At 69.0% G+C, this 18,744-nt stretch carries 15 protein-coding genes; 4 read left to right on the top strand and 11 right to left on the bottom strand.

All coding sequences use genetic code 11. The features are described 5' to 3' along the window. Positions 1–24: 24 nt before the first annotated feature. Positions 25–1,020 carry an NADH:flavin oxidoreductase/NADH oxidase gene (locus ACRSBM_RS41925; protein WP_434452322.1) on the bottom strand — a complete coding sequence of 332 codons (996 nt, stop codon included), beginning with the start codon at positions 1,018–1,020 and terminating at the stop codon, positions 25–27. 129 nt (positions 1,021–1,149) lie between these two features. Here ACRSBM_RS41925 and ACRSBM_RS41920 point away from each other — a divergent pair, with 129 nt between their 5' ends. Beyond that, a complete protein-coding gene (locus ACRSBM_RS41920) occupies positions 1,150–3,186 on the top strand; it encodes a tetratricopeptide repeat protein (RefSeq protein WP_434452320.1) in 2,037 nt (678 codons plus the stop codon). Here ACRSBM_RS41920 and iolD read toward each other — a convergent pair. Genes iolD through ACRSBM_RS41875 form a run of 9 tightly spaced genes read right to left on the bottom strand, consistent with a single transcriptional unit; the run spans position 3,174 to position 12,427 of the window. Continuing rightward, entirely contained in the window at positions 3,174–5,027 is a 1,854-nt protein-coding gene (gene iolD, locus ACRSBM_RS41915) for a 3D-(3,5/4)-trihydroxycyclohexane-1,2-dione acylhydrolase (decyclizing) (protein WP_434452318.1), read from the bottom strand. The two genes, ACRSBM_RS41920 and iolD, sit on opposite strands and share 13 nt — an antisense overlap. Next, positions 5,024–5,911: a 5-deoxy-glucuronate isomerase gene (iolB, locus tag ACRSBM_RS41910; protein ID WP_434452316.1), complete on the bottom strand. Its 888-nt coding sequence runs from the start codon at positions 5,909–5,911 to the stop codon at positions 5,024–5,026. The genes iolD and iolB overlap by 4 nt, the downstream gene beginning before the upstream one ends. Beyond that, complete coding sequence (locus ACRSBM_RS41905; RefSeq protein WP_434452314.1) at positions 5,908–6,813, bottom strand: Cgl0159 family (beta/alpha)8-fold protein; 906 nt, start codon at positions 6,811–6,813, stop codon at positions 5,908–5,910. Before ACRSBM_RS41905 ends, iolB begins: the two co-directional genes overlap by 4 nt. After that, on the bottom strand, positions 6,810–7,742 hold the full coding sequence (gene iolC / locus ACRSBM_RS41900; RefSeq protein ID WP_434452312.1) for a 5-dehydro-2-deoxygluconokinase: 933 nt from the start codon (positions 7,740–7,742) through the stop codon (positions 6,810–6,812). Before iolC ends, ACRSBM_RS41905 begins: the two co-directional genes overlap by 4 nt. Beyond that, positions 7,739–8,509, bottom strand: a complete 771-nt coding sequence (locus tag ACRSBM_RS41895; protein WP_434452310.1) for an ATP-binding cassette domain-containing protein — start codon at positions 8,507–8,509, stop codon at positions 7,739–7,741. Before ACRSBM_RS41895 ends, iolC begins: the two co-directional genes overlap by 4 nt. Beyond that, a complete protein-coding gene (locus ACRSBM_RS41890) occupies positions 8,506–9,555 on the bottom strand; it encodes an ABC transporter permease (protein WP_434452309.1) in 1,050 nt (349 codons plus the stop codon). Before ACRSBM_RS41890 ends, ACRSBM_RS41895 begins: the two co-directional genes overlap by 4 nt. Before the next feature lie 15 nt (positions 9,556–9,570). Beyond that, positions 9,571–10,554: a sugar ABC transporter substrate-binding protein gene (locus tag ACRSBM_RS41885; protein ID WP_434452307.1), complete on the bottom strand. Its 984-nt coding sequence runs from the start codon at positions 10,552–10,554 to the stop codon at positions 9,571–9,573. 14 nt (positions 10,555–10,568) lie between these two features. Beyond that, positions 10,569–11,429 (bottom strand): TIM barrel protein, encoded by an 861-nt coding sequence (locus ACRSBM_RS41880; RefSeq protein WP_434452304.1) that lies wholly within the window; start codon positions 11,427–11,429, stop codon positions 10,569–10,571. 2 nt (positions 11,430–11,431) lie between these two features. After that, the gene (locus ACRSBM_RS41875; protein WP_434452303.1) at positions 11,432–12,427 is read right to left on the bottom strand and encodes a Gfo/Idh/MocA family protein; all 996 of its coding nucleotides are present in this window, start codon (positions 12,425–12,427) and stop codon (positions 11,432–11,434) included. A 110-nt stretch (positions 12,428–12,537) separates the two neighbouring features. Here ACRSBM_RS41875 and ACRSBM_RS41870 point away from each other — a divergent pair, with 110 nt between their 5' ends. From ACRSBM_RS41870 to ACRSBM_RS41860, 3 genes are all read left to right on the top strand, one after another. Continuing rightward, positions 12,538–13,554, top strand: a complete 1,017-nt coding sequence (locus tag ACRSBM_RS41870; protein ID WP_434452301.1) for a LacI family DNA-binding transcriptional regulator — start codon at positions 12,538–12,540, stop codon at positions 13,552–13,554. Then, the gene (locus ACRSBM_RS41865) at positions 13,551–15,044 is read left to right on the top strand and encodes a CoA-acylating methylmalonate-semialdehyde dehydrogenase (RefSeq protein WP_434452299.1); all 1,494 of its coding nucleotides are present in this window, start codon (positions 13,551–13,553) and stop codon (positions 15,042–15,044) included. Before ACRSBM_RS41870 ends, ACRSBM_RS41865 begins: the two co-directional genes overlap by 4 nt. Positions 15,045–15,111: 67 nt before the next feature. Further along, on the top strand, positions 15,112–15,642 hold the full coding sequence (locus tag ACRSBM_RS41860) for a hypothetical protein (RefSeq protein WP_434452297.1): 531 nt from the start codon (positions 15,112–15,114) through the stop codon (positions 15,640–15,642). A gap of 33 nt (positions 15,643–15,675) precedes the next feature. Here ACRSBM_RS41860 and ACRSBM_RS41855 read toward each other — a convergent pair whose 3' ends face one another. Beyond that, positions 15,676–18,735 (bottom strand): RNA polymerase sigma factor, encoded by a 3,060-nt coding sequence (locus ACRSBM_RS41855; RefSeq protein WP_434452295.1) that lies wholly within the window; start codon positions 18,733–18,735, stop codon positions 15,676–15,678. Between the last annotated feature and the right edge of the window lie 9 nt (positions 18,736–18,744).

Genomic DNA, 18,744 nt, shown 5'->3' with positions numbered 1-18,744 from the left:
AGCCCTTGAACTCTGAGGGCTCTTTCAGAACGCCCTGGCGTACTGCCTCGGCGCCCGGACCTCCACACCCAACTGCTGTGCCGCGTGCAGCGGCCAGTACGGGTCGCGGAGCAGTTCGCGCGCGAGCAGGACCAGGTCGGCGGAACCGTCCGTCAGAATCTGTTCGGCCTGAGTCGCCTCGGTGATCAGGCCGACCGCACCCGTGGGCACGTCTGCCTTGCGTCGCACCGCTTCGGCGAGCGGCACCTGGTAGCCGGGCCCGACGGGGATGTCCGCCTGCGCGGTGTTGCCGCCGCTGGACACGTCGATCAGGTCCGCACCCGCGGCCTTGAGCGCCTGTGCCAGCACGACGCTGTCGTCGGCGGTCCAGCCGTCGTCGACCCAGTCGGTGCCGCTGATCCGCACGATCACGGGCACCTCGGGGCCGACCGCTGCCCGCACGGCCGCGGTGACCTCGACGGGGACGGCGATGCGTTCCTCGATGCTGCCCTCGTTCGTCAGCGGCGAGTAGTACTCGTGCAGCAGGTAGCCGTGGGCCGCGTGGACCTCGAGCACCTCGAACCCGGCCTCGATCGCCCTGAGCGCGCCGTCGACGAACGCCTTCACGATCGTGGTGTGGTTCGTGAGCTTCTCCGGCTGGTTGCCGCCGGGGAACGGTTCGGTCGTGGGCGCCACCGGCACCCAGTCGCCGATCGCCTTGCGACCCGCGTGCGCGAGCTGGATGGCGGGCACCGAGCCGTGCTCCCTGATGAACTTCGTGATCGGCTTCCAGGCCTCGACCTGCTCGTCGTTCCAGATGCCGGTGTCCTGCGGCGAGATCCGGCCGCGCGCCTCGACCGCCGTGGCCTCGGCCATGACGAGGCCGGCACCGCCGACCGCGCGGGAGCCCAGGTGGACGAGGTGCCAGTGGGTCGGCACGCCGTCTTCCTTGTCGACCGAGTACTGGCACATCGGGCTGACCGCGATGCGGTTGGGCAGCGTGACCGAGCGCAGGGTCAGTGGGGAGAACAACAGGCTCACGGGAGCTCCCTCGAACGTTCGTAGACCTAACTAATCGTTCAAGGGAGCTTGTGCGCGTGTTGTTCCCGGATGTGAGGCATCTCAGTCACTGGACGGTGACGGACGGTGCGAATGCGGTAGAACGTCCGAATGGGGCGGACCAACAACAAGAGCACTGGCACGGTGTTCGGCACCGTCATCCAGGCGCACGCCGTGCAACTGCCGACTGCCGCGCCCACAGCGATGGCGGGGCTGCCGCCCGTCGATGCCGAATTCACTGGTCGCGCCGATGACCTCGTTGTGCTCACCGATGCGATGAGCACAGCAACGGTCACCGTGGTCAGCGGGCTCGCGGGAGTCGGCAAGACGACGCTTGTCCTCCAGGCGGCCGCGGGCTTCGACGGCCAAGCCATGTTCATCGACCTGGACGGCTATGGAAGCCCGGTCGAGGCGGTTGTCGCACTCTCCCACCTGCTGACGGCCCTCGGTGTCTTGCCGGAGCACATCCCCTCAGATCAGGCAGCATGCGAGGTCCTATACCGCTCCCAGCTTGAAGCCCGACCAGAACCCCTTCTGATCCTTCTCGACGACGCGGCATCCGCAGCCCAGGTCCGAAGTCTGCTGCCGAGAGCTGCTCGGCATCGAGTGGTCATCACCAGCAGACACACCCTGGCTGAACTGAACGCGCGGTTGGTCGAACTCGACGTGCTGCCCACCGAGGACGCGATCGCTCTGATCTCCCGGGCGCTCATCGCGCGTCGGCCGGACGACCCGCGCATTCCCACCGGCGAACTGGTCGAGCTCGCCGACCGACTCCCGTTGGCGTTGGGCATTGTGGCGGCCGTTCTCGCCGACGACGTCAAGTTGTCGATCTCGGACATGACCGAGTTGCTCCGACCGTCCGCAGACCGGCTCGACGAGTTGCGATCACCGGACGGTGACAGCGGTGTGCGGCTGGCGTTCAGCCTCTCCTACGCCAGGCTGAGCGCGGGCGAGCAACGGCTGTTCCGGCTGTTGTCCATCGCGTCCGGCAACGAAGTCGGCATCGACCACGCCGCCGTACTTCTTGGGAGCGACTCCAAACAGGCACGCAAGCTGCTCAACTCACTCCGACGGGCCCACCTGCTGGAGCACGGACGAGTTCATGGCCGTTTCCGGTCACACGATCTGCTTCGCCTGTACTCGGTCGAGTTGGCCGGTTCAGAGTGCGATCCGGCCGAAGTGGCCGCAGCACGCGAGCGACTCGTCGGCCACCTCGCCGAGTTGAGCGACGATGTCGTCAACGGCCTCGCCCCCAGCTTCGGTCAGTCCCGGTTCGCAGATGGGCGCGAGGCGGTGGAGTGGCTCGACCTCGACCTGCCGATGCTGGTCGGCCTCGTCGAAGTCGGTTCACGACTGGAACAGCACGACGTCGTGGCGAAGCTCATCCCCGCTGTCATGACGTTCACGCAGCTACGTGGTGGCTGGCGCGATCTGTTGCGGCTACTCAGAATTGGACTGGTCTCGGCACAACGGCTCGAAGACCGCTGGCTGGAAGGGATGTTGCACCACGCCATCGGGTATCAACTTCTCCGCCTGGGACAACCGAGTGCGGCAGCGAGGTCCTTCTCGTCAGCGAGAGAGATTTTCATCGACCTCAAGGACGGAGACGGACTCGCCATGTCGGTGACCAGTGCGGCGGCGCTGATGAAACAGAACGGCGATCTCGACTCGGCTGAGGAGATGTACCGAGCCGCGCTCGTCATGTATCTGAAAATGGCCTCCTGGGAAGGCATCGCACGAATGCACTTCGAGCTGGGCCGCATCGCGCATCAGCGCGGTGATCTCAGCGCAGCCGAAAGGAGCCTGCTCACGGCAGCTTGCCTCACCACCATCAACGAATTCCCGGCCGCAGCAGCCAACACGATGGTGGAACTCGGAGTGGTGCAGGCCAGGCTCGGACAACACGAGACTGCGTTGAGCACGTTCCAGAGAGCTCTGCAGCACGCCGAGATCGCCGGAGAAGTGGAAGCAACCGCTGAGATCTCAAGCCATCTGGCGAGAATCCACTTTTTCGCGCTGAACGACCCTGGAGAAGCGATCCGCCATCTCCGCCGAGCAAAGCAGCTCTACCTGACGATGGGCGAGAACGCCACGGCCGACAGTGTCGCGGAGGTCATCACTTCGCTGGAGGATCAGGTCAGGTAGCGGACCTGCCTGGCTTTGCCGTCCAGCACGTCCTGGCGGGCCTGGGCGATCGTCTCGCGATGTGAGAGCTCCGGCACGCCGACCTCCCACCACGCCCCCGCCTCGGTCCACGACGACGGGTGCGTGCTGATCACGACCACGGCCGGGCGTTTCTCGGCGACCGCCGCCTCGCGGGCCTTGCGGTAGGCGCCTTCGAGGCCGGCGAGCGAGTCAGCCGGGAAGACCGCGCAGCCCATCGCGGCCGCATGGGCGGCGAAGTCCGTGCGCGGGGGTTCGGCGTGACTCGTCGTGCAGTCGGAGTAGAGGTTGTTGAAGCCCGCGCCGCCCTGGCCCGTCTGCAGGCGGTGGATGACCGCGTAGCCGTCGTTGTCGCAGACGACCGCGACGAAGCCGTGGCCCGCGAAGGCGGCGGAGAAGAGTTCGGAGTTCAGCATCAGGTACGAGCCGTCGCCGAGCAGGGTGGTGACGACGCCCCCGGTGTGCGCGATCGCGGCGCCCCAGGCGCCGGCCAGTTCGTAGCCCATGCAGGAGAAGCCGTACTCGACGTCCATTGTGGACTCGCCGGTGGCTCGCCAGCCGCCGATCAGTTCGCCGGGCAGGCCGCCGGACGCGGTCATGACGTAGTCCGTGGGGCCGCTGACGTCGTTCACGACGCCGACCACCTGGGCATACGTGGGCAGGCCGGCGGACGGCTCGCGCAGCGAGCTGATGTGGGAGTCCCACTTCGTGCGTTCGGTCAGGGCGCGCTTGGACCAGTCGGCCGGGGCCTGCCAGGACGCGAGCAGGTCCGTCAGCTCGCGCAGGCCCTCGTCGGCATCGGCGACCAGGGCGAACGAGCCGTGCTTCACGGCGTCGAAGCGGGCGGCGTTCAGGGAGACCAGGTGCACGTCCGGGGAGAAGACGGTCCAGGACGCGGTGGTGAAGTCCTGCAACCTCGTCCCGACCGCGATCACCACGTCGGCCTCGGCCGCCAGGACGTTGGCCGACGTCGAGCCCGTGATGCCCAGCGGGCCGGCGTGCAGCGGGTGCTCGTGCGGGACCAGGGTGCGGCCAGCGGTGGTCTCGGCGATCGGGATGTTGTGCTGTTCGGCGAACCGCAGGGCGCGACCGGCGGCGCCGGAGTAGCGGACACCTCCACCCAGGACGAGCAACGGGCGCACAGAAGAACGGATCGCCTGGGCGGCCTCGGCCAGCGCACGAACGTCGGGGCGCGGCCGCAACGGCCGGTGGACCACGGGAGCGAACAACGCCTCGGGGAAGTCGTAGGACTCGGCCTGGACGTCCTGCGGCAGCGCCAGCGTCACCGGCCCGCAGTCGACCGGGTCCGTCAGCACCCTCGCCACCTGCGGCAGCGTCGACAGCAGCTGTTCGGGGCGGGTGATGCGGTCGAAGTAGCGGCTGACCGCGCGGAACGCGTCGTTGACGGTGGCGGTCGGGTCGTGGAAGTGCTCGACCTGCTGCAGGACGGGGTCGGGCGCGCGGCCGGTGAAGGTGTCGCCCGGCAGCAGCAGGAGGGGCAGGCGGTTGGCGTGGGCGACGCCGGCGGCGGTGACCATGTTCAGGGCGCCGGGGCCGATCGACGACGTGGCGACACCGACCTGGCGGCGGTGCGAGGCCTTGCCGATGCCGACGGCGGCGAGGGCCATGCCCTGCTCGTTCTGGCCGCGCCACACCGGGATCTCGTCGCGCACCTCCTCCAGGGCGTTGCCGAGGCCGAGGACGTTGCCGTGGCCGAAGATCGCGAACACGCCGGGGAACAGCGGCGCGTGCGTGCCGTCGAAGAGTTCGGTGCGCTGCGCCAGCATCCAGCGGACCAGCGCCTGCGCGGTCGTGAGCTTCACTTGACCCGCCCCTCTGCTGTGGTGACCGGGCAACGGGGATCGAGCTCCTGCGTCGCCCAGCTGTCGCGGACCCAGGTGTGCGCCGGGTCGTCGCAGAACGCCATCGAACGTTCGGGGCCCGGACCGGCCAGAACGTTCAGGTAGTACATGGGATATCCCGGCGCCGCGACGCACGGGCCGTGGTAGCCGCGCGGGATCAGGAAGACGTCGCCGTCCCGCACCGTCACGTCCTCGTCGATCGTGCCGTCGTCGGTGTACGTGCGGTGGAAGCCGAAACCGGTGCGAGATGGCGTGACCTGGTCACGGTCGGCGATGCGGAAGTAGTAGATCTCCTCGTTCTCGACCTCGCACGGCTCCGACGAGTCGTGCTTGTGCGGCGGGTACGAGGACCAGTTGCCGTCCGGGGTGATCAGTTCACAGGCGTTGAGCTTGTCCGCGTGGTCCCACACGCCCGGCACGCCGAAGTTCGTGACCTGGCGGGTGGCGTTGCCGGAGCCACGTACCTCGACGGGGACGCCGTCGGCCGGGCCGTACTTGGGTGCCAGCTTGTTCTCGCACCGCGCCATCGGTAGAGCTACCTCGCAGCCCTTTTCCGTGGCGAGATGGACCGTCTCGTCTCGGGGGACGTAGGCGAAGTCCGTGACGCGGGTGAACACGGAGTCACGGCCCTGCAGCTCGAACCGCTCGCCGCCGACCTCCACCGACAGGGAACCGGCCAGCGGCAGCACGAACGCCTCGAACTCGCCGGTCTCGATCGTGCGCCCGGCACCGGCCTCGATCCGCAGCACGCGCAGGCCGGTGTAGGCCCAGCCCGCGTCCTCCGGGGTCAGCGAGATGACGTCGGACGGGGTCGAGAGCGTCCCATGTGGACGGTGCAGGGTCATTCCGTGACTCCCTTCGCGGTGCGGAGGATCTCGGCAGCGGCGGCAACGGCGGCGGCGACATCGCCGTCCGGCGGGTAGAGCAGCGCGCGGCCGACGACCAGGCCGCGCACAGTCGGGTGGCGCAGCGAGCGGCCCCACGACGCGAGGTCGTCCTCCGGGTTCGCGGACGGCACGCCGCCGAGCACCAGGGCGGGCAGCGCCGTGGTGTCCAGCACGATGTCCGGCTCGTCCGGTGCGGGCAGCTTCAGCCAGGTGTAGGCGGAGGTCGCGCCGAGACCGGCGGCGACGGCCGAGGCGCGCGAGAGCGCCGCGGAATCCTTCTGCAGCACCAGTTTGTCGTTGTGATCACGCTTGTACGGCAACGGTTCCACCATCGCCATCAACCCGTGCTCGGCGAGCTCGGTGACGGCTCGCGCGCAGCCTTCCAGGGTCGGGATCGTGCCGGGGTCCGAGTCGACCAGGCGCAGCAGCATCTTGCCGCCGTCCAGCCCGAACGTCGCGATGGACGACGCGTCGTACGCGGTGAACCTGTCGTCGATCTCCCAGTCCGCGCCGGCCAGGCCGCCGCGGTTCATCGAGCCGATGACCACGCGTTCGTTCAGGCCGTCCAGCAGCAGCAGGTCCTCGATCACGTCCGGCGTGCCCAGCACACCGTCGACCTCGGGATTGGCCAGCGCCGTGAGCAGACGGGCCAGCAGCGACCGCCGGTCGGCCATCGCCAACGGGTCGCCGCCGACGCCGAGGGCGCCGCGCGCCGGGTGGTCCGCCGCGACGAGGAACAGCGTGGACTTGCCGTTCAGCAACGAGTTGCGCCGCTTGCGCGACTGGTAGGCCCGTCTGATCGAGCCGGGGTCCTCAGCCCGCCGCCACAACAGTTCGCGCCACTGCCCATCAGTGATCACAGTAGTTCCTCGATCTTCTTCAGGTCGGGCATCGCGTCGGCGCAGGCCAGGCGGGAAGCGACGATCGCACCGGCCGCGTTGGCATAGCGGGCGATCTTCACCGGGTCCCAGCCCGACAGCAGGCCGTGCACCAGCGCCCCGCCGAACGCGTCGCCGGCTCCGAGCCCGCAGACGACCTCCACCGGGGTCGGCTCGACGGTCCAGCGTCCGTCGGGCGTGGCCACCAGAACCCCCTCGGCACCCTTCTTGACCAGCGCCAACGAGATTCCGCGGTCCAGCAGGCGCGAGGCGGCCTCGTCGGGATCGGACGTGCCGACCGCGATCTCGCACTCGGTCCGGTTGCCCACGGCGACCGTCACGTGGTCGAGCATCCAACTGATCTCGGCGCGCGCCGTCTTGACGTCCGGCCAGAACATCGGCCGGTAGTCGAGGTCCAGCACGGTGTGCCCGTGCCGTGCCCGGTTCGCCAGCATCATCCGCTGCGAACTTCGTGCGGGTTCAGCGGAAACTCCGGTACCGGTGACCCACAACAGCGGGACGTCGCGCGCGAGCGACCACGGCACGTCGTCCTCGTTGAGTGTCAGGTCCGGCGCGATCGGCAGGCGGTAGAACAGCAACGGCGGGTCCGCGGGCGGGTTGAGCTCGCAGAACACCACCGGTGTCAGCAGGTCCGGCGACGTGCCGACGTACTGCGACGACACGCCGAAGCCTTCCAGCGCCTCGCGGACGTAGGTGCCGAAGCCGTCCGGGCCGACCTTGGTGAGCACACCGGCACGACGGCCGAGTCGCGCGGCGGCGACCGCGACGTTGGTCGCGGTGCCGCCGAGCGACTTGGCGAAGGTGCTGACCTGGGCCAGCGGCACCCCGGACTGCTCGGGGTAGAGGTCGACGCCGACCCGGCCGACGGTCAGCACTTCCAGCGACGTCACGCCTCGACACCTCGCAGCTCGTGCTCCAGCGCCTCCAGTTCGGCGCCACCCGCCATCTGCTTCGTCAGCTCGTTGATGTCGATCTCGGACTTCTCGTAGCTGCCCAGCGCCCGGCCCCGCTTGAGCAGCAGGAACCGGTTGCCGACCGGGTAGGCGTGGTGCGGGTTGTGCGTGATCAGCACGACGCCGAGGCCGCGATCACGCGCCTGGGCCACGTACTTCAGCACGACACCGGCCTGCTTCACGCCGAGCGCCGCGGTCGGCTCGTCCAGGATCAGGACCTTGGCGCCGAAGTGCACCGCGCGGGCGATGGCGACGCACTGCCGTTCGCCACCGGACAGCGTGCCGACCGGCTGTTCCACGTCCCGCAGGTCGATGCCCATGTCGGACAACGCCTTCTTGGTGATCTCCTTGCCCTTCTTCCGGTCCAGGAAGCCGAACTTCGTGGTCGGCTCCGAGCCCAGGAAGAAGTTGCGCCACACCGACATCAGCGGCACCACCGCGAGGTCCTGGTACACGGTCGCGATGCCGTGGTCCAGGGCCTCGCGCGGCGATGAGAAGCGGATCTCCTGACCCTCGACCCGGAACGAGCCCTGGTCGTGCTGGTGGACTCCGGCCAGGATCTTGATCAGGGTCGACTTGCCGGCGCCGTTGTCGCCGAGCACGCAGGTGACCTCACCGGCATTGACCACAGTGGACACGTCGCTCAGCGCGATGACGCTGCCGTAGGTCTTGCCGATGTTCTCGGTCTCGATGAGTGACGTCATCGCCGGACCCTTTCCGCTCGGCGGCGCAACATGTTGTTCACCAGCACGGCGGCCAGCAGCATCACGCCGAGGAACAGCTGGAACCAGTCGCTGTTCCAGCCCGCGTAGACGATGCCCTGCCGGGCCATGCCGAAGATCAGCGCGCCGATCGCCGCACCCACCGCGGAACCGAAACCACCGGTCAGCAGGCAGCCGCCGATGACCGCCGCGATGATGTACTGGAACTCGAGCCCGATGCCCTGGTTCGCCTGCACGCTCGCGTACCGCAGGATGTTGATCGAGCCGACCAGCCACGCGGCGAACGCCGTCGTCATGAACAGCAGGATCTTCGACCGCACGACCGGCACGCCGACCGCGCGCGAACTCTGCGCGGCGCCACCGATCGCGAAGATCCAGTTGCCGAACTTCGTGCGCAGCAACAGGGTCGACGCGACCACGGTGAACAGCACCCACCAGATGATCGACACGTAGAAGCTGGTGCCGCCGATCTGGAACGTCGAGGCGAACAGGAAACCGGCCGACTCGTAGCCGGCGGTCTCCCGCATGCCCGACACCTGCACACTGCCGGTCACCAGGCGCGTGACGCCGAGGTTGAGGCCCTGCAACGCGAGGAAGCTGCCGAGCGTCACGATGAAGCTCGGCAGTCCCGTGCGCATCACGAGCCAGCCGTTCAGCGCGCCCACCGACAACGCGAAGGCGAGCGACACCAGCAACGACAGCCAGACGTTGAGGCCCAGCTGGGTGGCGAGGAGAGCCGTGACGAGCGCGGTCGACGCGGTCATGACACCGGCGGACAGGTCGAACTCGCCACCGATCATGAGCAGTGCCACCGCGACCGCCATGATGCCGAGCATGGAGGCGTCGTCCAGCCAGGTGGCCGCGCCGCCCATGCTCAGGAACTGCTCGGTGGCCACGGAGAAGAACACGAACACGAGCAGTGCGCCGAGCATCGCGCCGATCTCGGGGCGCTTGATCAGCTGATCCATCGCCCTGGGCTTGCCCAGCCGTTCGTCGGCAGCCGGTGGAGCTGTGGCTGTCACGGTCATCTCCCCGCCTCCTCCTTACCTCTTGCCGTTCTTGGCGTACTCCGCGACCTTGTCCACATTGGACTTGTCGACGAAGCCGGGACCGGTGAGGACGGGCTTGCCGCCACCGAGGGTGTTGGCGTTGTCCTTGAAGAGCTTCAGCATCACGACCGGCAGGTAGCCCTGCTGGTACTGCTGCTGGTCGACGGCGAACAGCACGTCGCCGGACTTGATCGAGTTGACCACGTCGGCGTTGAGGTCGAACGTCGCGACCTGCGCCTTCGAGTTCGCGCCCTTGATGGCGGCCGCCGCGTTCACGGCGACCTGCGGGTTGAGCGCCAGCACGCCGTCGACGGCGGTGTCGGACTGCAGCTTGGCCTTGATGCGGGCCTCGATGTCGGTCGGGTTGGAGATGTCGACCTGCAGGTTCTCCACCGCGCCGCCGAAGCCGGTGCGGGCACCGTCGCAGCGCTGGTTGAGGCCCGTGTTGCCGGCCTCGTGGATCACGCAGAGCAGCTTGGTCTTGCCCGCGGCCTTGAGCTTCTTGCCGGCTTCCTCACCGGCGATCGACTCCTCCTGGCCGACGTGCGCCATGGCACCGAACTCCGCGCTCTTCGCGCTGCCGGAGTTGATGGTGATGACCGGGATGCCGGCCTGCACCGCGTTCTCGATCGAGGTTTTCAACGCGTCGGGGTTCGCCATCGACACCACGATGCCGCCGACCTTCTGCGACACGGCGTTGTCGATCAGCTTCGCCTGGGCGCCGGGGTCGCCGTCGGAGTTGTACGTGACACCGACGCCGAGCTGCTTGCCCGCGTCCTCGGCGCCGACCTTCACGACGCTCCAGAACGCGTCACCCGCGGTGCCGTGCGTGATGACGGCGACCTTCAGGTCTCCGGTGGCCGGTGCGCTGTTGTTCTGCGTGTTCTGGGTGTTGGTTCCCGTGGGACCGCTACAGGCGGCGAGTAGAGCAACACCGGCGAGGGCAACGCCCGCACGGATGACCAGACGAGACTTCATCGTCTCCAGTCCCTTCAGAGGATCTTGCTGAGGTGCGCGAGACTGCGCGCGGTGTCCTGAAGTGGCTTGTCCACCGGACTTCCATCCTTGAGCCGAGTGTCCTGCTCAAGCACGAACCAACCGGCGTAGCCCGCCTCTTGAACGAGCTGCACCAGCGCTTCCACGTCCACGTCGCCGTCCCCGAGCGGCACGTAGATGCCCTGTTCCACGGCATCGGTGTAGCTGAGCTCGCCGCTGCGCACCTTCGCCGCGATCTCGTCACGCACGTCCTTCAGGTGCACGTGACCGATCCGGTCCGGGTAGCGGCGCGCCAGCTCGACCGGGTCCGTGCCACCGATGAGGAGGTGGCCGGTGTCCAGGCAGAGCTGGAGATCGGAGTCCGCGAGGAACCTGTCGACCTCCGCCTCCCGCTCGACGTGGGTGCCCACGTGCGGGTGCAGCACGGTTCGGAGGCCGTGCTTTCCGGCGATGTCGCGGATCTTCGCGCAGGTGTCGACGAGCGTCTTCCACTCGTCGTCGGTGAGCTTCGGCGTCTCGTCGTAGCCGTCGAGGCCGGTCGCGGCGGCGAGCACCAGGACCTCGGCGCCACCGGCCTTGAGGATCGCGGCCACCCGGTCGGCTTCGTCCAGAGTGGACTGGACGTCGGTGTGCAGGGTCACGGCGAGGAAGCCGCCGACCAGCGTCAGTTCGTGGCCTGCCAGCAGAGCCTTGAGCTGTGCGGGGTCGGCGGGCAGGTAGTCGGGCGGGCCCAGTTCGGTCGCGGTCAGGCCGAGGGAACGCATTTCGCCCAGCACCGTGTCGGACGGGAGCACGTCGCCCCAGCCCGGCACCTCGCAGACGCCCCACGAGATCGGCGCCCCAGCGATCTTCGCCATGCCTAGTTCCCCTCGATCTGCACCGGCGCACCGCTGCGGCGCGACTGCTCACACGCTTCAGCCAGGCGAAGGCTGATCAAACTCTCTCGCGCCGGCGACGGATTCGCGACCTCGCCCTTGATGACCTGCGTGAACAGGTTCATCTCGTTGACGTACGCGCGGTGGAAGCGCTCGGGGAAGCCGGGGTAGGCGTCCGCGCCGGCGACGTGGCCACCGGGTTCCAGCGAGTTCAGCGGGGTGCGCGGGTCGACGCCGGCGACCAGCGAGTCCTTGCTGCCCAGCACCTCGATGCGGTGGTCGTAGCCGATCGGGTCGTGGCGTCCGCCGGCCAGCGTGGCGTGCGCGCCACCCGCGAACTTCAGCATCACCACGGCGTTGTCGACGTCGTCGGCGTCCGCGAACGCCTGGTGCACCAGAACCGAGCCGCTCGCGTAGACCTCGACGACCGGCTCGCCGACCAGCCACGGCACGCAGTCGAGGTCGTGGATCAGCAGGTCGCGGAAGATACCGCCGGACGCGGGCAGGTAGGAGAAGTCCGGCGGGTCGGCGTCGTTGCCGACCGCCCTGACCAGGTAGATGTCGCCGACCTCGCCCGCGCGGATGCGGCGGTGCAGCTCGTAGATGGCCGGGTCGAACCGGCGCTGGAAGCCCACGAGCACCTCGACGCCGGACTTTTCGACGTCGTTGACCAACGCGGTCATCTCCGCCACGTCGCTCGCGATCGGCTTCTCGCACAGCGTGGGGACACCCTTGGCGATCGCCGCGCGGAGCATCTCCGGGTGGGTGTTCGTCGGGGTGGCGAGCAGGACGCCGTCGACGTTGCCCAGCAACGTGTCGAGATCGTCCACCGCCTTGGTCCCGGCGAGTTCCGCCGACGCCTGCGATGCCCTGCCAGGCACCGGGTCGAAGAGGAGCACCTCGTCGACCCGATCCAGTGCGGCGAGGTTGGTCGCATGCATGGTGCCGATCCTGCCGACACCCGCTACTCCGATCCGCATCGCAGGTTTCCCCTGTTCGTGACTGTGATGGATTAGAGCGCTCTATTGGTTGGAGCGCTCTAACCCTGTAACTTCGGCCACAAGGTGTCAAGAGGGGAGGTGGTTGCGAAGTGGTCAGGCCGACGATGGAGGACGTCGCTCTGCGGGCGGGCGTGTCCCGCGCACTGGTGTCACTGGTGATGCGCGGTTCACCCAAGGTGAGCGAGCTGCGACGCAGCGCAGTGCTGAAGGCCGCGGACGAGCTGGGGTACTCGCCGCACGCCATGGCGCGATCGCTGGCCTCGCGCACGTCGACCGTGCTCGGCGTGATGGTGTCCGACCTGCACAACGCGTTCTTCGCGGAGGTCGTCGACGGCATCGACGAGGTCGCGCGCGAGCAGGGGTTCGACGTCATCATCAACACCGGCGGCCGCTCGCCCGCCCGCGAGCGCCGCGCGCTGGAGTCGCTGCTGTCCTTCCGGCCCGCCGGGCTGATCCTGCTGTCGCCGGTCGTGCCGGCGACCGCCATCGGCAAGGCCGCCGAACAACTGCCGATCGTGCTGGTGGCGCGGTCGTCGCGGGTGTCCACTGTGGATACGGTGAACGACGACGGCGAGACCGGCGCCCGGCTCGCTGTTGACCACCTGGTTTCTTTGGGGCACAAGCGCATTGCGCATCTAGACGGCGGCGAAGGCACTCAGGCCGGGCCTCGGCGGCGTGGGTACGTCGCCGCGATGGAAGCCCACGGACTCGTGCCGCAGGTGGTGTCGTCCGAGTACACGGACGCGGCCGGTGCGCGGGCGATTCGCAGGTTGATAGCCGACAACGCCTTGCCCACGGCCATCTTGTCCTGCAATGACTTCAACGCCGTCGGCGCTATCTCCGCGCTGGAGGACGCGGGGTTGCGCGTTCCGGCCGACGTTTCCGTTGTGGGCTACGACAACACGTCGTTGGCGGCGCTGCGCCACGTCTCCCTGACCACGATCGACCAGCCTCGTGCCGAGTTCGGCCGGTTGGCTGCGGAGGCGCTGTTGCAGCGCGTTCGTGAAGAGCGCACCGAACCTGTGCGCCATCTCCTCATTCCCTCGCTTGTCGTTCGGAACACGACCGCCCCACCAGCGACCAATAGACACGGAGGACCGCGTTGAGCACCATCCCCCACTGGATCGACGGCGCCCGCACCACAGGGGTGTCGTCGCGAACCTCTGACGTCTTCAACCCGGCCACCGGCGAGGTTGCCGCGCAGGTCGTGCTGGCCGAGCAGGCGGACGTCGACCTCGCGGTCTCCTCGTCGCTGAAGGCCGCGCAGTCCTGGTCGGAGTCGTCGTTGTCGACGCGGTCGCGCATCCTCTTCGAGTACCGGCACCTGCTGCACACGCACCGCGACGAGCTCGCCGCGATCATCACGTCCGAGCACGGCAAGGTGCTGTCGGACGCGGCCGGTGAGGTGCAGCGCGGGCTGGAGGTCGTCGAGTTCGCGTGCGGCATCCCGCAGCTGCTCAAGGGCGAGCACTCCGAACAGGTCTCACGCGGGGTCGACGCGTACTCGCTGCGCCAGCCGCTCGGCGTGGTCGCGGGCATCACGCCGTTCAACTTCCCCGTGATGGTGCCGATGTGGATGTTCCCCATCGCCATCGCGTGCGGGAACACGTTCGTGTTGAAGCCTTCCGAGCGCGACCCGTCGGCGTCCGTCCGGCTGGCCGAGCTCTTCGCGGAGGCCGGGCTGCCCGACGGCGTGCTGAACGTGTTGCAGGGTGACGCCTTCGCGGTCAACGCGCTGCTCGACCACCCGGACGTCGCCGCGGCCTCGTTCGTCGGCTCGACCCCGATCGCGCGGCACGTCTACTCGCGCGGCACCGCGGCCGGCAAGCGCGTGCAGGCGCTCGGTGGCGCGAAGAACCACATGGTCGTGCTGCCCGACGCCGACCTCGACGTTGCTGCTGACGCCGCAGTTTCCGCTGGTTATGGCTCTGCGGGTGAGCGCTGCATGGCGATCTCGGTGGTCGTCGCCGTCGGTGAGACCGGTGACGCACTGGTCGAGAAGATCGCCTCGCGGACCCGCGACCTGCACCCGTCGGTGCTGCCCGGCACGCACCCGGAGGCCCAGATGGGGCCGCTGGTCACGGGTGTGCACCGGGACAAGGTCAAGTCCTATGTGGACGCCGGTGAGGCCGCTGGCGCGTCTCTGGTCGTCGACGGTCGCGGGTATGCGCCGGAGGGTGCGGAGAACGGTTTCTGGTTCGCGCCGACGCTGTTCGACCACGTCACCCGCGACATGTCGATCTACACCGACGAGATCTTCGGGCCGGTGCTGACGGTCGTCCGCGCCGACACGTTCGAGGACGCCCTGGAGCTGGTGAACGCCAACCAGTACGGCAACGGCACGGCCATTTACACCGGTGACGGCCTCGCGGCGCGCGAGTACCAGCGGCGGGTGCACGTCGGCATGGTCGGCATCAACGTGCCGATCCCCGTGCCGATGGCCTACTACTCGTTCGGTGGCTGGAAGGACTCGCTGTTCGGCGACACGCACGTGCACGGCGCCGAGGGCGTGAAGTTCTACACCCGCGCCAAGGCTGTCACGGCGCGGTGGCCGCAGCAGCACGGCGTCAACCTGGGATTCCCGACCCACGGCTGAAAACCGGGGAGATCTCGTCCCGTCGCGCCACCTACCCGGTGTACCGCAACGGAAAGGGGTCTCCCCGATGATCAACCGACGACAGGTCCTCGGCGCGGCGGCCGCGCTCGCCGTGGCGACCACCGCTACCACCGGCACCGCACGCGCGGCGCAGTCCGGCTGGGCGTCCTGCCCCCAGTGCCGGTCGCTGTGGTGGCCGAACACGCCGTACGCGATCCCGTGCCCGGCGGGCGGCCACCACGCGAAGGACGGCAGCTTCGTCTACCAGGTGAAAGTGCAGTCCGACGGCGGCGCCGGGCAGAGCGACTGGCGGTCCTGCGCCGCCTGCCGGTGCCTGTGGTGGTCCGGCGGCACGGCCGGGCGCTGTGCCGGCGACCCGAACGGGCACCGGATCTCGAGCTACGCCGTCCTCAAGTCCTGGTACTACCTGGTGGAGTTCGAGCCGGAACGCCCCGGCGTCCGGCACCAGCTCGGCTGGCGGTCGTGCTCGAACTGCAGCGTGCTGTTCTTCACCGCCACCGGTGACCCGGACGGCCGGTGCGCGAGCGGTGGCCGGCACCAGCCGATCGGGTCGTGGAAGTACCTGCTGAGGCACTGAAAAGGGGAGGCCGCGGGGTGCCCGCGGCCTCCTTCACCGTCCGGGTGTGCGGACGTACGCGACCCCGAAGTCCGAGTCCGCCGGGAGGCCGGCCTGGTCGAAGCAGTGCACGTTCAGCCAGACGTTGCGCGCGGGCACCGAGTACGAGTTCAGGCCGATCGCCGTGCACGTCCGGGCCGAGCCCAGTGTCGTCACCTGCACCGCGTCCGCCGGCCAGACGACGGGATTGCCGAGCGTCCGGTACTTCACCTGGTACCGGCCGGCCGAGGTCCGGACGATCTCCGGAGTCTCCCCGAACGAGCGGAGGACCTGCCCGCTGCCGGACGCGGTCAGGTACGCGGCGGGCGCGGCGGTGTCCTGGTGCAGGCCCGTTCCGTGGACATGGCTGAGCCGCCAGCGCGTGTCGCGGTCGCAGACCACCCGGAACCGCACCTCGCCACCGGTCGCGGTGCCGCCGTCGTGGCCGCACTTCGCCGGACCGTCGCCGAGCGGCGTCACCTTGGCGAAACCGGCTTCAGCGCCGGGAACCGCGACCTCGTACTCACCGGGACCTACGCGGGTCGCCCGCTCCGACGTCGCCGTACCCGACTTCGGCACGCCGAGGAACAGGTGGAACGGCACGTCCTTCGGCAGCGACGCGTTGTTGTAGCAGTTCACGCCCACCAGGCCGTCGATTCCGTCGACACGGTGGTCGCGGACCACGCAACCGTCGGCATACAGCGAATAGGCCGTCACGTGTGGAATCGCGTGCGTAGAACCGATTCCCGGCATCCGCACCTCATACCTGCCGGTGCCCTGTCTGATCACCGTCACCTTGCGCGACCACCACGAGTCGTTCGCGCTGAGCCGGCCCGCCCACGTCGACCACTGCCAGTACGGGTGCAGCTGCGTCGGCACGCCCACCGGCGTCGACGGCCACAGCACTTGCACGTAGCCCCAGCGGTCGCCGGGACCGTGGACACCGGGATCGGTGGGGCGCAACGGGCCGACCCGTTCGCCGGGTGCCAGTGGAGGCCGCAGCGCCGCGACGCCGAACGGCAGGTCGGTGACCGCGCCGGAGTCGTCGACGCACTGCACCGTCACCCACACGTCGTTGATCGGAACGGCGAAGGACGACCAGTTCATGACGTGGCAGTACCCGGTCTCGGTGGCACTCGCGTGGACGGTGCCGCCGAGGAGTCCGATTCCCTTCATCAGCACCAGATACTGACCGGTGCCCCAGCGTTGCAACGTCATCGCGCCGCCCGCGCTGTTGTACGACCTGGCCGAGTCGATCCGCAGATCCGGTACGGTGCCGGTGGTCTGGGCGTAGCCGCCGACGGCACCGGCCAACGGCGTGTTCTCCACGTACGTCAAGGCGAACCGGCTGTCACCGGTGCAGTGGACGCGGATCGTCACGCCACCCGCGGTCGGCCGCACACCACCGGTCTGGCACCGCACGTCGTTCGGCGAGTACGGGGTGACCTGGGCGTATCCGTTGCCCCGCAACGAACCTGGGACGTCGACCTCGTAGCGGCCCGCGCCGAGCGCCCGAACCGGATCGGCGGGACCCACGACCGCCCGGCCGTCCGGTTCGGCGAGCAGGACGGTGAACTGGAGGTCCTTGGCCGCGGCGCGCTCGTGGCAGGCGACCCGCACGACCTGGTCCGCACCCTCGGACCGGTTGTCCCGCACCACGCAGCCGACCGGGTTCGGCAGCTGGTAGTACGCGACCGTGACGTGCGCGATCGCCGACGACGAGGCCGCGCCGGGCATCCGCACCCGGTAGCCGCCGGTGCTCTCGCGGACCACGGTGACCGATCTCGTCGTGCCCCACTGCCACGCCGGCAGGACGGGAGTCTCCCGGCCGATCGGCGAGGTGAACTGGTCGATCCGCGCGAACGCCCACTTGGCCGGAGGCGGTGGCGGAGTGGTGGTCGGACTGGGCTGAGTCGTCTTACTCGGCTGCGTTGTCGCCGGCCGAGCGGTGGACGTCGGTTCCGGTGTCTTCGTCACCGCGGTGGTCACGGCGACGAGCGGCGCACCACGCGGTGGCGTCGTCGTGGTCACGACGACCTGGTCATTGGTGGTGGAAGTCGTTGTGCTGGAGGAGGTTCCGGTCGGCGCGGGCAGGGCGGTCTCATCCGGCGGACTGTCGTTGGCCACCGCGAGCAGCGCGATCAGCGCCGCCGCGACCAGTCCGACGCCACCGGCCACCACGCGGGCCAGGGCCGGGTTCTCCTGCGCCAGCCGCACCACCGTGTCCACGCCGGGCACAGTCGCCACGCGGGTCGTGATGGTGCCCAGCACGCTCGTCCGGCCGACGGCGAAGTCGCTGCCGCGGCTGAAGAACGCGATGGCGGTGCGCTTGTTCTCCTCGTCGTCGACCAGGCCGATCAGACCGGGACCGAGTGCCCAGCGGCTGTAGTCGCGGGCTTCTGCCATGTGCGCTTCGCACGTCGCACAGCCTGTCGCGTGCTTGATCACCCCGGCCGACATCTTCGCGTCGAACGGCCCGGTGACCAGCGCGTCCAGTGCCGCGCAATGCCTGCGGCCCACACGGGTCAGCACGTACGAGGCGATGGCCGCGTACGTGGCGTCGCGAGCCCGTTTCAGCTGCCGGTCCGCCTGGCTCTTCGGGATGCCCAAAGCGGCGGCCAGCTCACCGCCGACCACCAGGTGGTCCTGCTGCAACGTCAGCCGCACGTGCGTCGTCATCACGTGCCGCAGCGCGGGTTTCAGGCCGTCGAGCGCCGCGTTGAGCACGGTCAGCAGCTCGGCACGGCCCATCAGTTCGGTGATGTCGACGCTGTCGTCGGCGAGGTCGTCCGGCACCTCGCGGTCGTCGCGCCGGCCGCTCTCGGCGTAGCGGTCCTTGAGCAGGTTCCAGGCGATCCCGGTCAGCCACGCGTCGAGCACCTGCGGCTGCTGGCCGTTGCGGATCCCTTCCAGCGCACGGACGACGACCTCGCTCACCAGGTCGTCGACGTCGTGGTGACTGCGCAGGCGGCTGCGGAAGTACGGCCGCAGCTTGGCCTGACACCGTGCGAACAGTTCATGCCGGGCGGCGCCCTCGCCTGCCCGGAGTCGGTTGACCAAGTCCTCATCGGCCATCAACGACAC

The organism is Lentzea xerophila, from assembly GCF_051094245.1.
GTDB lineage: Bacteria > Actinomycetota > Actinomycetes > Mycobacteriales > Pseudonocardiaceae > Lentzea > Lentzea xerophila.
This window is presented reverse-complemented; position numbering and strand designations above follow the sequence as displayed.